Here is a 17466-nt window from a genome sequence, read left to right on the forward strand (position 1 = left end):
CTTTGGCGGACGGGACAGACGGAAAAAAGGAGTACGCCGGGATCGACGACAAGTCCGTCGAGCCGGGCGTCTGGCGTTATGCCAGGGCCGAACGCGCGACGGTGATCGTCGACGCCGCCGATTACTTCGCCCTGATGCGCGAGGCGATGGGTCGGGCGCAGCGGCGGATTCACCTGATCGGGTGGGATTTCGATACCCGGATCCACCTGGTCGAAGGCCGCAGGTGGTGGCAGCGCATGTGGAAGCGCGAGGCTCCACTGCGCCTGGGCAGTTATATCCTCTGGCTGCGGCGGCAGAATCCGGACCTCGAAATCCTCATCCTCAAATGGTCGATCGGCTTCATCAAGTTCTTCGGCCGCGGGACCATGCTGATCGACATCATCCGCTGGGCACGACACAAGCGCATCCAGTTCAAGTTCGACACCGCGCATCCCTTCGGTTGCAGCCATCACCAGAAGATCGTCGTGATCGACGAGCGCCTGGCGGTCTGCGGCGGGATCGACATGACGAGCGAGCGGTGGGACACGCGCGCCCACCACGAGGACGAACCTGGCCGCAGGACGCCCAACGGCAAGAAATACGGTCCCTGGCACGATGCCACCATGATGCTGGAAGGCGAAGTCGCCGGCGCGCTGGGTGACCTTGGGCGCGACCGCTGGGCACGGGCCGGCGGGCGTGACCTCAAGCCGGTTGACACGGCCTGCGAAAGCGCGTGGCCCGAAGGCCTCGAGGCGCAGTTCACCAATGTGGAATTGGGCATAGCGCGCACCCGGGCCGAATATGGTGACGACCAGGAGGGCGTTCACGAGATCCGCGAATTGTTCGCCAGCCAGATCGCCGGGGCCAAGAAGTTCATTTACGCCGAAAGCCAGTATTTCGCTTCCCGCTCGGTAGCCGAGGCGATCTGCAAGCGGCTGGGCGAGCCCGACCCGCCCGAAATAATCGTCGTCCATGCCGAAAATGCCGAGGGCGTCGTCGAACAGGCGGCCATGGACACCGCGCGCCACCGCCTTGTGACCATGCTTGAGGAAGTCGACGACCAGCACCGGCTGCATTGGTACGTGCCCTATACCGGCGAGACGCCGATCTACTGCCACGCGAAGATCATGATCGTAGACGACACGATCTTCCGCATCGGGTCGGCCAATTTCAACAACCGTTCGATGGGCCTGGACAGCGAATGCGACGTCTTCATCGACTGTTCCCGCCCGGGCAACGGCCACTGCGGGGAGGCGATCACGGCGCTGCGCTATTCGCTCCTGGCTGAACACCTTGGCCTGGCCGAGGACGAGGTCGGCCCGCTGCTCGACCGGCACGGTTCGATGGCGGCCATGATCGAGGCGCTGGGCGAAGAACGCCCGCGCAGCCTGCGGCGCCTTACTCTCGAGCATCTGACCGATGTCGAGAAGGACCTGGCCGACAACGAAGTGCTCGATCCGGAGACGCCGGACGAGATGTTCGACTTCATGCAGGCGAGGCGTGGCCTTTTCCGGCATGGCGGATTATGGGGCCGGGCGAGGGCGCGCTGGCGCCACAAGCGGGAGCACCGATGAGCAGTCTTGTAGGCCCCGACGAAGACGATCTGCGGGGCAAACCACCCGTTCCCGAGGAAGTTCAGGAGGCGATCCGCACGCTGATCCGCTGGGCCGGCGACGACCCGGAGCGCGAGGGGCTGATCGACACGCCCAAGCGCGTGGCGCGCGCGTGGAAGGAATACTGCGTCGGCTATACTGAGGAACCTTCGCAGCACCTGAGCAGGATCTTCGAGGAAGTCGGCGGGTACGACGAGATCGTGCTGCTCAAGGACATCCCGTTCCAGAGCCACTGCGAACATCACATGGCCCCGATCATCGGCAAGGCGGCAATCGCCTATCTGCCGAACAATCGCGTGGTCGGAATTTCCAAGCTGGCCCGCGTGCTGCACGCCTTCGCCCGCCGGCTGCAGATCCAGGAACGGCTGACGGCCGAAGTCGCGCAGTGCATCTGGGACCATCTCGACCCGCGCGGCGTGGCGGTGGTGATCGACGCGAGCCATGCCTGCATGACCGCGCGGGGCGTACGCACCCCGGGCGTCTCGATGGTCACCAGCCGGGTGATGGGAGTTTTCCGTTCGGACCATCGCAGCCGCGAGGAAGTCCTGAAACTGATGGGGTACTGATGGGATCGCTGCTGGTTCGTGGAGGGCAGAAGCTCGTCGGGCGGATCGAACCGTCCGCCAACAAGAACGCAGTCCTGCCGGTTCTGTGCGCCACGCTGCTGAGCGACGCACCCATCACGCTGCGCAACGTTCCCGAGATCACCGACGTGGTGCGTATCGTCGATTTCTTCGGCGAGATCGGCACGACCGTAGAGTGGGACAAGGTCGGCAAGATCCTGCGGATCGATCACTCGACCGTCAAGAAGGGCAAGACCACGCGTCTGCCGCAGGCCATGCGCGCCTCGATCATGATGATCCCGGGCCTCATCATGCGGCTCGGCGAAGTGCGGCTGGAACACGAGGTCAAGGGCTGCACGCTTGGCGCGCGCGAGATCGACCCGCACGTCGCGGTGTTCCGCGCTTTTGGTGCCAGCGTAAGCGAGGAAAAGGGCGAGATCGTCTTCAAGGGGACGGGCAAGGGCGAGGCCACGCGCATGTGGCTGGAATACGCTTCCGTCACCACGACCGAGAACTTCATCCTCTGCGCCCTGACGGTCGCGGGCGAAAGCCAGATCGTCAACGCCGCCTGCGAGCCGCACGTGCAGGAGATGTGCGTCTTCCTCGAGAAGTGCGGCGCGAAGCTCAAGGGCAAGGGCACCTCGATGGTCTCGATCGAGGGCAATTCGAAGCTTGGCGGCGCCGACTACACCTTCAACGACGATTTCCACGAGATCGCCACCTTCCTGGCCCTGTCAGCGGTGACCAATGGCGACATCTCCGTGCGCAACGGCTGCCCCGAGCATTTCGACCTGATCGACCAGACCTTCGCCAAGTTCGGCGCCGAGGTCGAGCACGCGGGCGGCTGGTCGCGCATCCGCCGCACCGGCGAGCTCAAGGTGAAGGAGAACTTCACCAGCCACCTGATCACCAAGGTCGAGGCGGCGCCGTGGCCCTACATTCCGGCCGACCTGCTGCCGATCTTCATCGCCCTGGGCGTGCGGGCGCGGGGCCAGACGATGTTCTGGAACAAGGTCTACGAAGGCGGCCTGACCTGGCACACCGAGCTGAGCCTGTTCGGGGCCCACACATTGCTGTGCGACCCGCACCGGCTGATCACCTTCGGCGGCGAGAAACTGGCCCCGGCCACCGTGACCAGCCCCTACATCATCCGCGTGGCCATCGCCCTGCTGATGGTGGCGAGCAGCATCGAGGGCGAATCGACCATCCTCGACGCCGATCCCATCAAGCGCGCACACCCGGATTTCGTGAAGAACTTCGTCGCGCTGGGTGCGGACGTCCAGTGGATGGATTGATGGCGCAAGTCTCGTCCTTTCAAGGTTAACGGCCGCCGCCCTGGCGGGATCCTCGGGCCTGATGATTGCACGAATTTATCTTTGCGCGCCAATAGTTTGCTGACCTGACGGCGCGCGCGCACGATTATCAGAGTTAACGCCGGAACCGGACCTACGTGGCTTTCATTAGGTCCGCGGAGGTCGGTCGCAACCATGCCATCTACAAGCGTTCAAAATGACAGGACCATCGGACGGCGCATGGCGCCGCGGACAATGTGCAGCCTGATGGTGGAGTTCAAGGGTGGCGCCCAGCCATGGCGCCGCGCCATGCTGGCCGACCTGTCGACCACCGGATTCCGGCTCACCGGCATCAGGCAGCTGGAGGATTTCGGCAGCCTTTGGATGCGGCCCTGCGGCATGGACCCCTTGGCCGCGAAGATCCGCTGGGCTTCGGACCATGCGGTGGGCTGCGAGTTTCTCTATCCACTCGACGTGGTCACCGAAGCTGCCCTGCGTGAACTCGTCGCCCGGGAGCGAGTGGAAATTCCCGTACGGGTGATGGCGTGATCCTGTCCCTCAAGCGCCCCGCGCGGTTCCGCCCCCGTGCCCCCCGCACCGGGGTGGATATCGCGACGCAGATTCTGCTGCCCGACGATCGCCTGATCGATGCGACAGTTCGCAACGTCTCGGAACTGGGTTTCCTGGCGATTTGCGACACCGAACTCGCGGCGGGAACCTGGCTGGGCGTCGCTCTTCCCGGCTACGGCATTGCGCGGGCGGTCGTCCGCTGGAACGAGGACGGCGAGCTGGGATGCCAGTTCCGCCGCCCCCTGTCGGACGCGGCGATCGAGCGCAGCACAGGCCGGAGCGGATCCTTGCGGACCACACCGCAAAAATGAAAAGGGCGCCGCAACGGGCGCCCTTTCGTTTCAAGTCGGAGAGCAGCCTCAGAGCTGTTCGAGCATGTGCTCCGCGCTCGAAACCTTATAGTCGCCCGGGGCTTCGACGTTGATCTCGCTGACCACACCGTCGTCAACGATCATCGAGAAGCGCTGTCCGCGCTTGCCCATGCCGAAGCCACTGCCGTCCATCGTCAGGCCCAGCGCTTCGGCGAAGTCGCCGTTGCCGTCGGCCAGCATGGTGATGTCGTCCGAACCGGCCGCCTTGTTCCATGCACCCATGACGAAGGCATCGTTGACCGAGGTCCCGACGATCTCGTCGACGCCCTTGGCCTTGAGCTCGGATGCCTTGTCGACATAGCTCGGCAGGTGCTTGGCCGAACAGGTCGGGGTAAAAGCGCCCGGGACCGAGAACAGCGCGACCTTCTTGCCCTTGAAATAGTCGCTCGACTGGACCTTCTCCGGTCCGTTCGGGCCGGCCTTGACCAGCGTCACGTCGGGAAGGCGTTCGCCCTTGGAAATCGTCATCGCAAAAAATCCTCCTGATCCCGTCCGGCTGCCTAGATAGGATAAAGCGGGACGGGCGCAACAGGCATGCGCGGCAGGGTTTGCGAACGATGCGCCAAGTCGCTATGTCGCCCGGCACCAACGGCGAAGCATGGAGCCCCGGCGACGCCTTCCGCGAAACACGACAGGAGACCACCGGATGGCCACCGCCACTGCCGAACGCGACTACATCGTCAAGGACATCAGCCTCGCCGGATACGGCCGCGACGAGATCGCCATCGCCGAAACCGAGATGCCCGGGCTGATGGCGACGCGCGAGGAATACGGCGCTTCGCAGCCGCTCAAGGGCGCGAAGATCACCGGTTCGCTGCACATGACGATCCAGACGGCGGTGCTGATGGAAACGCTCGTCGCGCTGGGCGCCGAACTGCGCTGGGCGACTTGCAACATCTATTCGACGCAGGACCATGCGGCGGCCGCGATGGCCGAGGCCGGAATCCCGACCTTCGCCATCAAGGGCGAGAGCCTGGCCGAATATTGGGACTACGTGGGCAAGATCTTCGACTGGGGCGAGGACGAGACCTGCAACATGATCCTCGACGATGGCGGCGACGCCACGATGTTCGCCTTGTGGGGCGCGCGGGTCGAAGCCGGCGAGGACCTTTTCGAACCCTCGAATGCCGAGGAGATCGAATTCGTCCGCGCGCTCAAGGAATTCCTGCAGCGCAAGCCGGGCTACCTCACGCAGACGGTCAAGAACATCAAGGGCGTGTCGGAAGAGACCACCACCGGCGTCCACCGGCTCTACAGCCTGGCCAAGCAGGGCAAGCTGCCGTTCCCGGCGATCAACGTGAACGACAGCGTCACCAAGTCGAAGTTCGACAACCTCTACGGCTGCAAGGAATCGCTGGTCGACGCCATCCGCCGCGCGACCGACGTGATGCTGGCCGGCAAGGTCGCCTGCGTCGCCGGCTTCGGCGACGTCGGCAAGGGCAGCGCGGATTCGCTGCGCAACGGCGGCGCGCGCGTGATGGTGACCGAGATCGACCCGATCTGCGCGCTCCAGGCGGCGATGGAAGGGTTTGAGGTCGTGACCATGGAAGACGCGGTCAAGCGCTGCGACATCTTCGTCACCACCACCGGCAACGAGGACGTGATCACGGCCGAGCACATGAAGGGCATGAAGAACATGGCCATCGTGTGCAACATCGGCCACTTCGATTCCGAGATCCAGATCTCCGCCCTCGACAACTACGACTGGAAGGAAATCAAGCCGGGGACCGACGTCGTCACCTTCCCCGACGGCAAGCAGATCATCGTCCTGGCCAAGGGCCGCCTGGTGAACCTGGGCTGCGCCACCGGCCATCCCAGCTTCGTGATGAGCTGCAGCTTCACCAACCAGACGCTGGCGCAGATCGAGCTGTTCACCAAGAGCGGCGAATACGACAACGACGTGTACGTTTTGCCCAAGCACCTCGACGAGAAGGTCGCGGCGCTTCACCTCGACAAGCTGGGCGTGAAGCTGACCAAGCTGACGCAGGCGCAGGCCGACTATATCGGCGTGCCGGTGGCCGGGCCCTACAAGGCGGATCACTACCGTTATTGATCGCAAATCCCCTCCCGCCGCGTACGGGAGGGGATTGATCGCGCGCGGCTCCAAGCGGCCCATTGCATCGCGCCCGCGCGGCTCATAGCTGGGGCGCATGGAATTCACCCCGACCGCGCTGGTGTTGTTCGGCCTCCTGCTGGGGGGCTGGACCTTTGGCGCGGCGTGGCTGGCGATAAATGCCAGCAGCAAGGCGCGCCTGGCCCGCGCCGCCCGCTCCAACGCCCGCCGCCTGTCGCGGATGATGGAGGATTCGCCCGCCGTCCCCTTGCTGATCCGCGCCGACATGCGGATCGAGGGGCCGGACAAGCTGGCGGCCTGGCTGGGCCTCAAGCGGTTGCCGCAATACCTGAGCGAGCTCGGCGACGATGGTTCGGGCAGCGAGGTCGGGCTGGGCGAATTCGCGATGGGCGAACTGGTCGAAGCCGTCCGGCGCACGCAGAAGACCGCCGCGCCGTTCCGCATGATCGTGACGCCGCGCGGATCGCAGCGCAGCCTCGCCCTGCGCGGCACGATCGCCGATCCGGTCGTCGCCCCGCCGGGCGCGGCGCTGGTCTGGTGGTTCGATTTCTCCGAAAGCCAGGGTGAGCTGACCCGTCTGCGCGAGGAGGCCAGTCGCGCGCGGGACGATTTCGCCTCGCTCGTTGGGCTGATCGAAGCCGCGCCTATGCCGATGTGGTTCCGCGGGCCCGACATGAACCTGCGGCTGGTCAACAGCGCCTATGTGAAGGCAGTCGGTGCGACCGACGCCGAAACCGTGGTCGAGAAGCAGGTCGAACTGATCGAGCGGGTCGACGGGCTGACCGCCGCGCAGATCGCCAAACAGGCACGCGACAAGGACCTGCCGGTCGAACGCATCGTCCAGGCGACCGTTGGGACGCAGCGCCGCGCCCTGCGCGTCAGCGATCTGCCGCTCGGCCAGGAAGGGGTGGCCGGGTACGCCATCGATATCGAGGAGATGGAGGAGCAGGGCCGCGCGTTCCGCGCATTCCAGGAAGCGCAGCGCTCGATGCTCGACCAGTTGTCGATCGGGGTCGCCCAGTTCGACAGCGATCGGAAGCTGTCCTTCGCCAACCAGCCGTTCCAGCGCCTGTTTGCGCTGCCGCCCGGCAGCCTGATCGAACGCCCCAGCTTCGAGCGGATGCTCGACCTGGCGCGCGATGCCGGGCGCCTGCCCGAGGCGCGCGATTTCCCCGCCTGGCGGCAGGAGGTCGGCGAATGGTTCGCCCGCGACAAGGCGCAGGAAGAGGCATGGACCGTTGCGGGCGGCACTCACCTGCGGGTGGTGGCGCAACCGATGCCCGACGGCGGCCTGGTGATGATCGCAGAGGACCGGACCGAACCGCTCAAGCTTTCCGCCATGCGCGATACCCTTCTGCGCACCCGCGCGGCGACCTTCGACAGCCTGTTCGAATCGCTTGCCGTGTTCGCGCCCGACGGCCGCCTGCAACTGTGGAACCGGCGCTTCGGCGACATCTGGGAGCTCGACGACGATTTCCTCAACTCGCATCCGCGGGTCGAGGCCATTCTAGAGCGGATTGCCACGCGGCTCGCGCGGCCCGCCCAGCGCAAGGCCATCGGGGAGGTGCTGCGCGCCGCCACGCTCGACCGCCAGCAGCGCGGCGGGCAGGTCCAGCTGTCCGACGGGCGCACGCTGGAGTTCGCCGGCGTTCCCCTGCCTGACGGCAACGGGCTGCTGACCGTGCTCGACGTGACCGATTCCAAGAAGGCCGAAGACGTGCTGCGCGAACGCGCCAGCGCGCTGGAAGAGGCAGACGCGGTCAAGACCCGCTTCCTCGCCAACATGAGCTACGAATTTCGCACGCCGCTCACGTCGATCGGCGGGTTTGCAGAATTGCTGCACAGCGGCGTGGCGGGCGATCTCACCCCGCAGGCGCAGGACTACGTCGCGGCGATCATCGCGTCGGTCGAGCGGCTCTCGCAGCAGATCGAAAGCGTCCTCGACCTGACGCAGAGCGAAGCCGGATTGCTGCCGATCGCGACCGAGGAGGTCGACCTGATCTCGTTCGTCACCTCCGTGGTGCGCGAGCGCGAGGAGCCGATCGAAGCCAAGCACCTGACGCTCGACCTGCGCGGCGACAAGGGGGCGGGCTCGGTCCAGGCCGACAAGCGCCAGCTCGGCAGGGCCATCGGCAACATCCTCGATAACGCGATCGCCGCCGTGCCCGAAAAGGACGGGCGCATCCTGGTCGCGCTCTCGCGCCTGAAGCAGGGCGCGCGCATCGTCGTATCCGACAATGGCGCCGGGATGCGGCCCGGCGAGCTCGCCCGCGCGCTCGACGGCTATCGCATCGGGCCCGACGGCAAGCCCGAAGCGCGCCGCGGTGGCCTTGGCCTGCCGCTGGCCCGCCAGTTGATCGAGGCCCATGGCGGCCGGCTCGAACTGCAGAGCGAACCGGGCGGCGGGACCACCGCTACGATCCTGCTGCCGTGATCGTTGACCTGCCGGATCTCGCCGCAATGGACCCCTTCGGCGCGCGGATCGCGGCGCGCCTGCGGCCCGGTGATGTGGTCGAGCTGCACGGCGATCTCGGCACCGGCAAGACTACCCTGGCGCGGGCGGTCATCGCGGCGCTCGGTCACTCGGGGGAGGTGCCTTCGCCGACCTTCACCATCGTCGAGACCTACGATTCGCTCGTGCCGCCCCTGGTCCATGCCGATTTCTATCGGCTCGAGCGGCCTGCGGAGGCGATCGAACTCGGGCTCGACGATTATCGCGAGGGCGCCGCTCTCCTGGCCGAGTGGCCGGAAAAGGCAGGCGGGTTCGCCCATGAGGCGGGCTGCCTGCGGATCGCGCTGGAATTTGCGGAACACGGCCGCCGGGCGATTGTCGAAGGCGGTGCGGATTGGCTAGGGCGCATGCCATGAGCGCGAAGATGCCCGATGGGCTGGAAGACTTTCTGCAAGGCGCGGGCTGGGGTGGTTGCGCGGTCGAGCCGCTGGCCGGCGATGCCAGCTTCCGCCGCTATTTCCGCATTCGCGGCGTGGGCCGCAGCGCCATGCTGATGGATGCCCCGCCGCCGCACGAGGATCCCGTGCCGTTTCTCGAAGTTGGCGCCTGGCTGGCGCGCCAGGGCCACCGCGCGCCGGCGATCCATGCTGAGGACCGGACGCGCGGGCTGGTGCTGATCGAAGACTTCGGTGCCGACCGGATGCGCGACTGGCTGGATGCCAACGGCCATGCCGAGACAGAAACCTACGCCGAGGCGATCGATGCGTTGGTCCGGCTTCACGCCAGCCCGCCGGGGCCGTTTCCCCCCTACGACATGGCCGTCTACCAGCGCGAGGCCGCGCTCTTCGTCGAATGGTATTGCCCGGCGATGGGTCTGTCGGTGGACGAGGCAGGCTACCGCGCCGCCTGGGAAGCAGCGCTCATGCCGATGCTGCCGCGGCAGAATCCGGGCGTCACCGTGCTGCGCGACTATCATGCCGAAAACATCATGCTGCTGGAAGGCGGGGCGCAGGGGCTGATCGACTTCCAGGATGCGCTGGTCGGCCATCCCGCCTACGATCTGGTCAGCTTGCTGCAGGATGCGCGACGCGACGTTTCGCCCGAGCTCGAACGGAAGATGCTCGACCGCTACATCGCCGCGACCGGGGCGGGGCTGGAGTTCGAGGCGGACTACGCGCGGCTCGGCGCGCAGCGCAATGCCAAGATCGTCGGCATCTTCGTGCGGCTGTGCCGACGCGACGGCAAGCCGCACTACCTGGACTTCATCCCGCGTGTCTGGGAGGCCCTGGAGCGCGACCTGGCGCATCCGGCGCTCGCCCCGGTGCAAGACTGGTTCGCTGCAAACATCCCGCAACATTTGCGTGACAGCAGGGGCGGGGAGATCCCGTGAACCAGCTCGCTTCCGATACCGCCATGGTCCTGAGTGCGGGGCTCGGCAAGCGCATGCGGCCGTTGACGGCCAGCCAGCCCAAGCCGCTGGTCCGGGTCGCCGGCAAGGCGCTGATCGATCATGCGCTGGATCGTCTGGCCGAGGCGGGCGTGGCGAAGGCGGTGGTCAACGTGCATTACCTCGCCGACGCGCTCGAAGCCCATGTCCTCGGGCGGAAGATGCCCAAGGTCGCGGTGTCGGACGAGCGCGAACTGCTCCTCGAAACCGGTGGGGGGATGGTCAAGGCGCTGCCCCTGCTGCCCGACCCGTTCTTCGCCATCAACAGCGACAACATCTGGCTCGATGGCCCGCGCAACGCCTTCGCCGACCTGAGCGACGCGTGGGATGCGGACAAGATGGACGCTCTACTGCTGCTGGTGCCGCACCGCGGCGCGCACAACTTTCGCGGCAAGGGCGATTTCCACATGGCGGCGGACGGTCAGCTCGCGCGGCGCCGCTCCGGCAGGATCGCGCCCTTCATCTACACCGGTATCCAGCTCGTCGGCCACCGCCTGCTGCGCGAGGCGCCCGAGGGACCGTTCTCGACCAACATCCTGTGGACCCGCGCCATCGAGGAAGGGCGGCTCTATGGCTGCGCCTTTACCGGCCAGTGGTTCGAAGTCGGCAACCCGCAGTCCATCGCCCCGACCGAAGCCGCATTGAAGGATGCCTGAGGGCCCGCAGGTCTACTCCATCGCCGCGCACCGCGGCTTTGCCGATGCGCTCGCTGCAGGCCTTCTCGCGCGCTATCGCGACCCGGACGTCGGCCTCGCGCAGCTCACTCTCCTCCTGCCCAGTAGCCGCGCGGCGCGCACGGTGCAGGAGGCGTTCGTGCGGCTTTCGGGTACGGGCCTGCTGATGCCGCGCATGGCGGTGGTCGGCGATCTCGACCTCGACGAGACGCTGGGTGCATTGCTCGATCCGCTCGGCGCGGGATCGGCCATACCTCCCGCAGCGAACCCCACCCGGCGGCTTTTCCGCCTGGCGCAGTATGTCGGAGAGGAGTTCCGCGACAAGGACGGCAACGCCGTCAGCGGCGTGGCGCAACTGCGGCTGGCGCGGCAGGTAGCCACCGCGATCGACCGCCTGCTGGTGGAAAACATCGACCCTGAAACGCTGTGGCAGGAAAACGTGCTGCAGGTACTCGCGGATCAAGCGCTTCATTGGCAGGAAAACACCCGCCTGTTCGCGCGTGTACACGCCCGCTGGCGCAGCGAATTGCGGGAACGCGGCGAGATCGACACCGCCACCCGCCGCAACCGGCTGTTCGAACGCGCGGCGGATCGCTGGCGCAGCAATCCGCCGAGCACGCCCATCGTCGCCGCGGGGGTTACGAGCGCCGCGCCCGCGCTGGCGGCGCTGCTGCGCGTGGTGTCGGAACTGCCGGGCGGGGCGGTGATCCTGCCCGATCTCGACCTTTCGATGAGCGCCGCGGTGTGGGACGAACTGGGCCATGCCGGCGCTCCGGAAGCCGATCCACCGATGAGCCGGGGCGACGCGGTGACCCATCCGCAATATCACCTCAAGCTGCTGCTCAACCGCATGGGCGTGAACCGGGCCGAAGTGCAGCCGTGGCACCGCGCGGGGCTGGGCAAGGGTCCGCCGGAGCGCAGCCATGCCATTTCCAGCCTGTTCCTGCCGCCCGAGGCGAGCAAGAGCTGGGTCGACCTCCCGGCGGAGAAACGCCGCCTGGCCGGCGTGCGGATCGTCGAGGCGGCCAATCCGGAGGAAGAGGCCCAGGCCATCTCCCTGCTGGTGCGCCAGGCGGTTGCTGAGCCGGAGCGGCGCGTGGCCGTTGTCACGCCCGACCGGGGGCTGGCCCGCCGGGTCGTGCATCACCTGCGCCGGTGGAACATCGAGGCCGACGATTCCGCCGGCCGCCCGCTCTCGCAGACGCCGCCCGGGCGGCTGATGCTGCAACTGGCCGACGTGGCTGCCGACGGAGCCTCGCCGGTCTCGCTGATGGCCCTGCTCGAAAACCCGCTCGTGCGGCAGGGCGACGACCGCGGCGGCTGGCTCGACGCGGCGCGCCGGTTCGAACTGGCGCTGCGCGGCCCCCGCCCCGCGCCGGGGTTGGCGCCGCTCGGCGCGATCGCCGCCAGGGCAGGCGTCGGCTTGTGGTGGGCCGAGGTCGAGGCCATCGTCGCGCCGATCCTGGGCGAGGGCGCGAGCCCGCTCGACGCCATGCTCGATCGCCTTGCCGCAGCCGGCGAGGCCCTGGCAGGCGAGAACCTGTGGGCGCGCGAGGACGGACGGGCTCTCTCCGCGCTGGTGGAGGACCTGCGCGTCCATGCCGGCGAGGCGGGCTTCGCGATGCTGCCCGCCGAACTGCCATCGGCGCTGCGCGAATGGATGGAGCAAGTGTCCGTCCGGCCGCCGTACGGGGGCCACCCGCGGGTCGCCATTTACGGGTTGCTGGAGGCGCGCATGACGCGGGCGGACCTGGTGATCTGCGCCGGTCTCAACGAGGGGACCTGGCCGGCCACGCCGTCGCTCGACCCCCTGTTAGCTCCGCCGGTCTTGCGCGCGCTTGGCGTGCCGGGCAGCGATTTCCGCATCGGCCTTGCCGCCCACGACCTGGCCGGCATGCTCGGCGCACCCGAGGTGGTCCTGACCCGCGCCGAGCGCGAGGCGGACGGGCCGGCGATCGCCAGCCGGTTCCTCCTGCGCGTCATGGCCCTGCTGGGACGGCGGATGACCGGCGAGGCGCGCGACGGGCAAACCCTGGACCTCGCCCGGGCGATCGACGACGTTCCCGCCACTAGCGCCTATCCCCGGCCGCAACCGCGCCCCGATCCCGTGCAGCGGCTGGTGCGCGTCAGCGTCACCGGTCTCGACCGGCTGAGGTCGGACCCTTACGAGTTCTACGCGCGCGAGATCCTGCAACTGGGCGAGCTCGACCCGCTCGACGCCGAGCCGACCCCGGCCTGGCGCGGCACCGCGGCGCACAAGGTGCTGCAGACCTGGCACGAGACCCGCCGGCCCATGGCCCAGATCGTCGACGAGGTCTTGGCCGAGATGAACCATCATCCGCTGACCCGCGCCCTGTGGCAGCCGCGCCTGATGCGCGCGCTCGAATGGGTGGCGGCGCAGGTCGAAGCGGACCCGGATCGGACGCCCGAGCTTTTCGAGCGCAAGGGCACGTGGACCTATCGCGGCGTCAAGATCACCGGCAAGGCCGACCGCATCGACCGCCTGCCCGCCGGCGGGCTTGCCGTGGTGGATTACAAGACCGGCCAGCCGCCCAGCGGCAAGCGGGTGGAACAGGGCTTCGCGCTGCAACTGGGCACGATGGGCCTGATGGTGGCGGCCGGTGCCTTCGAGGGTCTCGCCGGCGAGCCGCAGGTGTTCGAGTACTGGTCGCTCGCCAAGTCGTCCAAGAGCGACACCGGCTTCGGCTTCGTCGCCACGCCGGTCCTCACCGGGGCCAAGCGCTCCGGCATCCCGGCCGAGGAGTTCCTGCCGCGGGCCAAGGAATATCTCGACGATGCGCTCGACAAGTGGATCCTGGGCAGTGAGCCGTTCACCGCGCGGCTAAACCCCAACATCGGCTCGTTCGCGACCTACGACCAGCTCATGCGGCTCGACGAGTGGCAGGGCCGCGAGGATGGCGAGGGCGCGGCGGCATGAGCGGGAAGGTCTATCCCCTGCGCGACCAGCAACGCGACGCCGTCGAGCCGCGCGACAGCGTGTGGCTTTCGGCCAGCGCCGGGACCGGCAAAACGCAGGTCCTGTCCGCGCGTGTGCTGCGCCTGCTTCTGACCGAAGGCGTGTCGCCGTCGCAGATACTGTGCCTGACGTTTACCAAGGCCGGCGCCGCCGAGATGGCCGCCCGGGTCAACGAAGTCCTGGCGGACTGGGTGCGGATGCCGGCGACCGACCTGGCGACCGACCTCGCTTCGATCGGCGCGCGGCCCACCCCCGAGACGCAGGCCAGGGCGCGCTCGCTCTTCGCGCAGGTGCTCGACTGCCCGGGCGGGGGCTTGCGGATCGACACGATCCACGCGTTCTCGCAGTGGCTGCTGGGCGCATTCCCGGAAGAGGCCGGGCTGGTCCCCGGCACGCGCCCGATGGAGGACCGCGACAAGGACCTGCTGGCCTACCAGGTCCTGGCCGATCTGCTCGTTACTTGGGAGGACCAGGGCGACACCGCCATGCTCGGTGCCATGGCCACGCTTTCGCTGCGGATGGGGGAGGACAAGGCGCGCGGGTGGCTGATGCGCTGCGCCGAGGCGCGCGAGGCGTGGTTCGGCCCGTCCGGGTGGCAGGAGCCGCTCGACGAGCGCGTGCGCCGGCTGCTCGGCCTGCCGAGCGATGCCGGGCCGGCGCTGCTCCATGCGCTGTGCGAGGATGCGCGCTTCGATTGCGCTGCGCTGGAGCGCTGCCTCGCCGTCAACCGGAACTGGAGCGCGGAAACCGGGCAGAAGAACGCCCAGCGCATCGCCGCCTGGCTCGGCGCCGCGCCCGAGGCGCGGGCAGAGTTGATCGAGGACCTGTTCGACGTCTTCCACACCAAGGCGGGCCTGCCGCGCGCCTCGAAATCGCAGGACAAGCTCGACCCGCGCTATCCCGACCACGTGGCGGGCGCGGCCGCCGGCATCCTGGCGGTGCTCGATTGCAAGAAGTTGCTCGCACTGGCCGACATTCTGGTCCCGGCACTGACCGTCGGCCGCCGCTTCGCGTTGGCGTGGGACGAGGCCAAGACGCGTGAGGGATTGATCGATTTCGACGACCAAATCCGCCAGGCGGCCGCGCTCCTTTCGCGCTCCGACCTCGCCGACTGGATCCGCTACAAGCTCGACCGGCAGTTCGACCACATCTTGATCGACGAAGCGCAGGACACCAACGCCGCGCAGTGGTCGATCATCGACGCGCTGACGGGCGACTTCTTCTCCGGGGAGGGCCAGCGGGCCGACCACCTGCGGACCATCTTCGTGGTGGGCGACTACAAGCAGGCGATCTTCCGCTTCCAGGGCACCAGCCCGGAAAACTTCGAGGCCGCGCGTCGGCGCTATGCCCGGATCATGGCCGAACTGGCGGCGAACGACCCTGCCTCGCGCGAATTGCAGGGGTTGGGGCTGGGGCGCAGCTATCGCACGGCGCAGCCGGTGCTCGACTTCGTCGACGCAGCGATCGGGGCGATCGGGCACGAGGCGTTCGGCCTGGCCGACGAGCCCGAGCGGCACATCGGCGAGGAGCGGCCCGGACTGGTCACGCTGTGGCGGCCGGTCAAGGGTACCGAGGACGACGAGGAAGAGCGCGACGAGGAAGCGCCCGACACCTGGCTGCCCGGCCCCGAACGGGCGATGGCGGACAGGATCGCACAGCAGGTGCGAGACTGGCTGCGGCCGGACGGCGAGGGCGCCGGCTTCCCGCTGGTCAAGGGCGAGAAGCGCCACGCCGGGCCGGGCGACATCATGGTCCTGGTGCGCAAGCGGCGCGATCTTGCCGGCCTGATCGTGGCGCGACTGCATGCTGCGGGCGTCCCGGTGGCGGGGGTCGACCGGCTGCGCCTGGGTGCTCCGCTGGCGGTGAAGGACCTGATGGCGGCGCTGCGCTTCGCCGCGCAACCGCTCGACGACCTGAGCCTCGCCAACCTGCTGGTTAGCCCGCTGGGGGGCTGGTCGCAGCAGGACCTGCTTGAATTCGGCTATCGCGGTTTCGGCGTCCCGCTGTGGGATCACCTGCGCGCTTCGCGCGAACCGCGTGTCGCGCAAACGGTGGAGCGGCTGCTCGACCTGCTGCGCCGGGCCGACTTCGAGCCGCCGATGGCGCTGCTCCACTGGATCCTCGTCGGGCCGTGGCAGGGGCGCAAGGCGCTTGTCTCGCGGCTTGGGCGCGAGGCGAACGATCCGATCGACGAATTGCTCAACGCAGCCCACTCCTATGCCTCGGCGCACACGCCGAGCCTGCAGGGCTTCGTCCATTGGTTCGACGCGGGCGACGGGGACATCAAGCGCGAGGCCGGGGCGAGCGAGGGGTTGGTGCGGGTCATGACGGTGCACGGCAGCAAGGGGCTGCAGGCGCCGATCGTGATCCTGGCCGATGCGACCGGCGATCCGGACAGTTCGCCGCCGCGCGGACTGGCTTTGGAGGAGGACATTCCGGGCGGGGGCGGGCTCACTTTGCCGTTGCCCGATCTCGCCGGCGCCGAACGGGTGGGCCGGATCGCGGCCGCCGAAGAGGCGGCGCGGCTGGCCGAGCGGCAGGAGCACTGGCGGCTGCTTTACGTGGCGATGACCCGCGCAGAGGAAGCGCTTTTCGTTGGCGGCGCCTTGCTGGGGCGCGAGGACGAGCCCAAGCCGGATTCGTGGTTCGCCCGCCTGGCCCAGACGATGGACGCCCTGCCGGTCGAGGATCCGATCTGGGGCTGGCGCCTGGAGCATGGAGAGCGCGCACCGCCCATGCCGCGCGCGGCCCAGACGCCCTCGGGCGAGCGGATGGAGCTTCCCGCTTGGGTCACCACGGCGATCGGCCCCGAGCCGCGCCCGCCACGCCCACTGGCGCCGAGCGGGGCAGGGCAGGACGAGGGAGCCGATCCGCCGTTTCCGCCCGGCGGCGATGCCTTTGCCGCAAGGCGCGGCGTTCTCATCCACCGCCTGCTCGAACGGCTGCCCGACATTGCGCCCGGTGATCGCCGAAGCGTTGCCGCCGGATGGCTCGCGCGGCAGGCGAGCGAGGTGACGCAGGACGAGCGGGACGACATGCTCGCCGCCGCGCTTGCGGTCATAGAGGCGCCCGGCTGGGCGGATATCTTTTCGCCCGATGCGCTGGCCGAAGTGCCGCTGGCCGCAGTGGTCGGCGGGCAAGTCGTGGCGGGGACGGCGGATCGGCTGCTGGTGCGGCCCGACCGCGTGCTCGTGGTCGACTTCAAGACCGCGCGCCGCCCGCCCTCCGGGCTTGCCGACATGCCGCGCACGACGCTGCGCCAGATGGGCGCTTATGCCGCCGCGCTGGAGGCGATCTATCCCGGCCGCCGGATCGAGGCGGCGGTGCTTTACACCCAGGTTCCGCGGCTGATCGCGATCCCGCCCGAGGTGCTGGCCGAGCACAAGGCGGCATTATCCCCAGCGCAGGAAAGCTTTCCTGCCTGAGCCGTTGCAACGCGGTGGGTGCCGCCTAG

The 17466-nt window shown here is 68.2% G+C and carries 13 protein-coding genes; 12 read left to right on the plus strand and 1 reads right to left on the minus strand.

Annotation, left to right across the window (positions count from 1 at the left end):
- Nucleotides 1-2: 2 nt before the first annotated feature.
- The 5 genes from ACWPMZ_RS06105 (at nucleotide 3) to ACWPMZ_RS06125 (ending at nucleotide 4328) form a co-directional block, all read left to right on the plus strand.
- Nucleotides 3-1553 carry a phospholipase D-like domain-containing protein gene (locus tag ACWPMZ_RS06105; RefSeq protein WP_455703114.1) on the plus strand — a complete coding sequence of 517 codons (1551 nt, stop codon included), beginning with the start codon at nucleotides 3-5 and terminating at the stop codon, nucleotides 1551-1553.
- Nucleotides 1550-2158: a GTP cyclohydrolase I FolE gene (gene folE / locus ACWPMZ_RS06110; protein ID WP_455703115.1), complete on the plus strand. Its 609-nt coding sequence runs from the start codon at nucleotides 1550-1552 to the stop codon at nucleotides 2156-2158. The genes ACWPMZ_RS06105 and folE overlap by 4 nt, the downstream gene beginning before the upstream one ends.
- Entirely contained in the window at nucleotides 2158-3450 is a 1293-nt protein-coding gene (locus tag ACWPMZ_RS06115) for a UDP-N-acetylglucosamine 1-carboxyvinyltransferase (RefSeq protein WP_455703116.1), read from the plus strand. The genes folE and ACWPMZ_RS06115 overlap by 1 nt, the downstream gene beginning before the upstream one ends.
- Before the next feature lie 237 nt (nucleotides 3451-3687).
- On the plus strand, nucleotides 3688-3996 hold the full coding sequence (locus tag ACWPMZ_RS06120) for a PilZ domain-containing protein (protein ID WP_455703117.1): 309 nt from the start codon (nucleotides 3688-3690) through the stop codon (nucleotides 3994-3996).
- On the plus strand, nucleotides 3993-4328 hold the full coding sequence (locus ACWPMZ_RS06125; RefSeq protein WP_455703118.1) for a hypothetical protein: 336 nt from the start codon (nucleotides 3993-3995) through the stop codon (nucleotides 4326-4328). The genes ACWPMZ_RS06120 and ACWPMZ_RS06125 overlap by 4 nt, the downstream gene beginning before the upstream one ends.
- 48 nt (nucleotides 4329-4376) lie before the next feature.
- Here the strand turns inward: ACWPMZ_RS06125 and ACWPMZ_RS06130 are convergent, their stop codons facing one another.
- Nucleotides 4377-4856 carry a redoxin family protein gene (locus ACWPMZ_RS06130; protein ID WP_455703119.1) on the minus strand — a complete coding sequence of 160 codons (480 nt, stop codon included), beginning with the start codon at nucleotides 4854-4856 and terminating at the stop codon, nucleotides 4377-4379.
- Between the two features lie 178 nt (nucleotides 4857-5034).
- Between ACWPMZ_RS06130 and ahcY the strand changes: the two genes are divergently transcribed.
- The 7 genes from ahcY (at nucleotide 5035) to addA (ending at nucleotide 17437) form a co-directional block, all read left to right on the plus strand.
- Nucleotides 5035-6441, plus strand: a complete 1407-nt coding sequence (ahcY, locus tag ACWPMZ_RS06135; RefSeq protein WP_455703120.1) for an adenosylhomocysteinase — start codon at nucleotides 5035-5037, stop codon at nucleotides 6439-6441.
- A 97-nt stretch (nucleotides 6442-6538) separates the two neighbouring features.
- On the plus strand, nucleotides 6539-8896 hold the full coding sequence (locus ACWPMZ_RS06140; RefSeq protein WP_455703121.1) for a PAS-domain containing protein: 2358 nt from the start codon (nucleotides 6539-6541) through the stop codon (nucleotides 8894-8896).
- Nucleotides 8893-9330: a tRNA (adenosine(37)-N6)-threonylcarbamoyltransferase complex ATPase subunit type 1 TsaE gene (tsaE, locus tag ACWPMZ_RS06145; protein WP_455703122.1), complete on the plus strand. Its 438-nt coding sequence runs from the start codon at nucleotides 8893-8895 to the stop codon at nucleotides 9328-9330. The genes ACWPMZ_RS06140 and tsaE overlap by 4 nt, the downstream gene beginning before the upstream one ends.
- The gene (locus ACWPMZ_RS06150; protein ID WP_455703123.1) at nucleotides 9327-10304 is read left to right on the plus strand and encodes an aminoglycoside phosphotransferase family protein; all 978 of its coding nucleotides are present in this window, start codon (nucleotides 9327-9329) and stop codon (nucleotides 10302-10304) included. The genes tsaE and ACWPMZ_RS06150 overlap by 4 nt, the downstream gene beginning before the upstream one ends.
- Complete coding sequence (locus ACWPMZ_RS06155; RefSeq protein WP_455703124.1) at nucleotides 10301-11017, plus strand: nucleotidyltransferase family protein; 717 nt, start codon at nucleotides 10301-10303, stop codon at nucleotides 11015-11017. The genes ACWPMZ_RS06150 and ACWPMZ_RS06155 overlap by 4 nt, the downstream gene beginning before the upstream one ends.
- On the plus strand, nucleotides 11010-13973 hold the full coding sequence (locus tag ACWPMZ_RS06160) for a PD-(D/E)XK nuclease family protein (RefSeq protein ID WP_455703125.1): 2964 nt from the start codon (nucleotides 11010-11012) through the stop codon (nucleotides 13971-13973). Before ACWPMZ_RS06155 ends, ACWPMZ_RS06160 begins: the two co-directional genes overlap by 8 nt.
- Nucleotides 13970-17437: a double-strand break repair helicase AddA gene (addA, locus tag ACWPMZ_RS06165; protein ID WP_455703126.1), complete on the plus strand. Its 3468-nt coding sequence runs from the start codon at nucleotides 13970-13972 to the stop codon at nucleotides 17435-17437. Before ACWPMZ_RS06160 ends, addA begins: the two co-directional genes overlap by 4 nt.
- Nucleotides 17438-17466 lie beyond the last annotated feature (29 nt).

It is taken from the genome of Tsuneonella sp. HG222 (assembly GCF_053819185.1).

Excerpts from the sequence above, each read along its gene's own strand:
- folE (WP_455703115.1), top strand. The coding sequence starts at position 1,550 with ATGAGCAGTCTTGTAGGCCCCGACGAAGACGATCTGCGGGGCAAACCA.
- ACWPMZ_RS06115 (WP_455703116.1), top strand. The coding sequence starts at position 2,158 with ATGGGATCGCTGCTGGTTCGTGGAGGGCAGAAGCTCGTCGGGCGGATC.
- ACWPMZ_RS06120 (WP_455703117.1), top strand. The coding sequence starts at position 3,688 with ATGGCGCCGCGGACAATGTGCAGCCTGATGGTGGAGTTCAAGGGTGGC.
- ACWPMZ_RS06130 (WP_455703119.1), bottom strand. The coding sequence starts at position 4,856 with ATGACGATTTCCAAGGGCGAACGCCTTCCCGACGTGACGCTGGTCAAG.
- ahcY (WP_455703120.1), top strand. The coding sequence starts at position 5,035 with ATGGCCACCGCCACTGCCGAACGCGACTACATCGTCAAGGACATCAGC.
- ACWPMZ_RS06140 (WP_455703121.1), top strand. The coding sequence starts at position 6,539 with ATGGAATTCACCCCGACCGCGCTGGTGTTGTTCGGCCTCCTGCTGGGG.
- ACWPMZ_RS06150 (WP_455703123.1), top strand. The coding sequence starts at position 9,327 with ATGAGCGCGAAGATGCCCGATGGGCTGGAAGACTTTCTGCAAGGCGCG.
- ACWPMZ_RS06160 (WP_455703125.1), top strand. The coding sequence starts at position 11,010 with ATGCCTGAGGGCCCGCAGGTCTACTCCATCGCCGCGCACCGCGGCTTT.
- addA (WP_455703126.1), top strand. The coding sequence starts at position 13,970 with ATGAGCGGGAAGGTCTATCCCCTGCGCGACCAGCAACGCGACGCCGTC.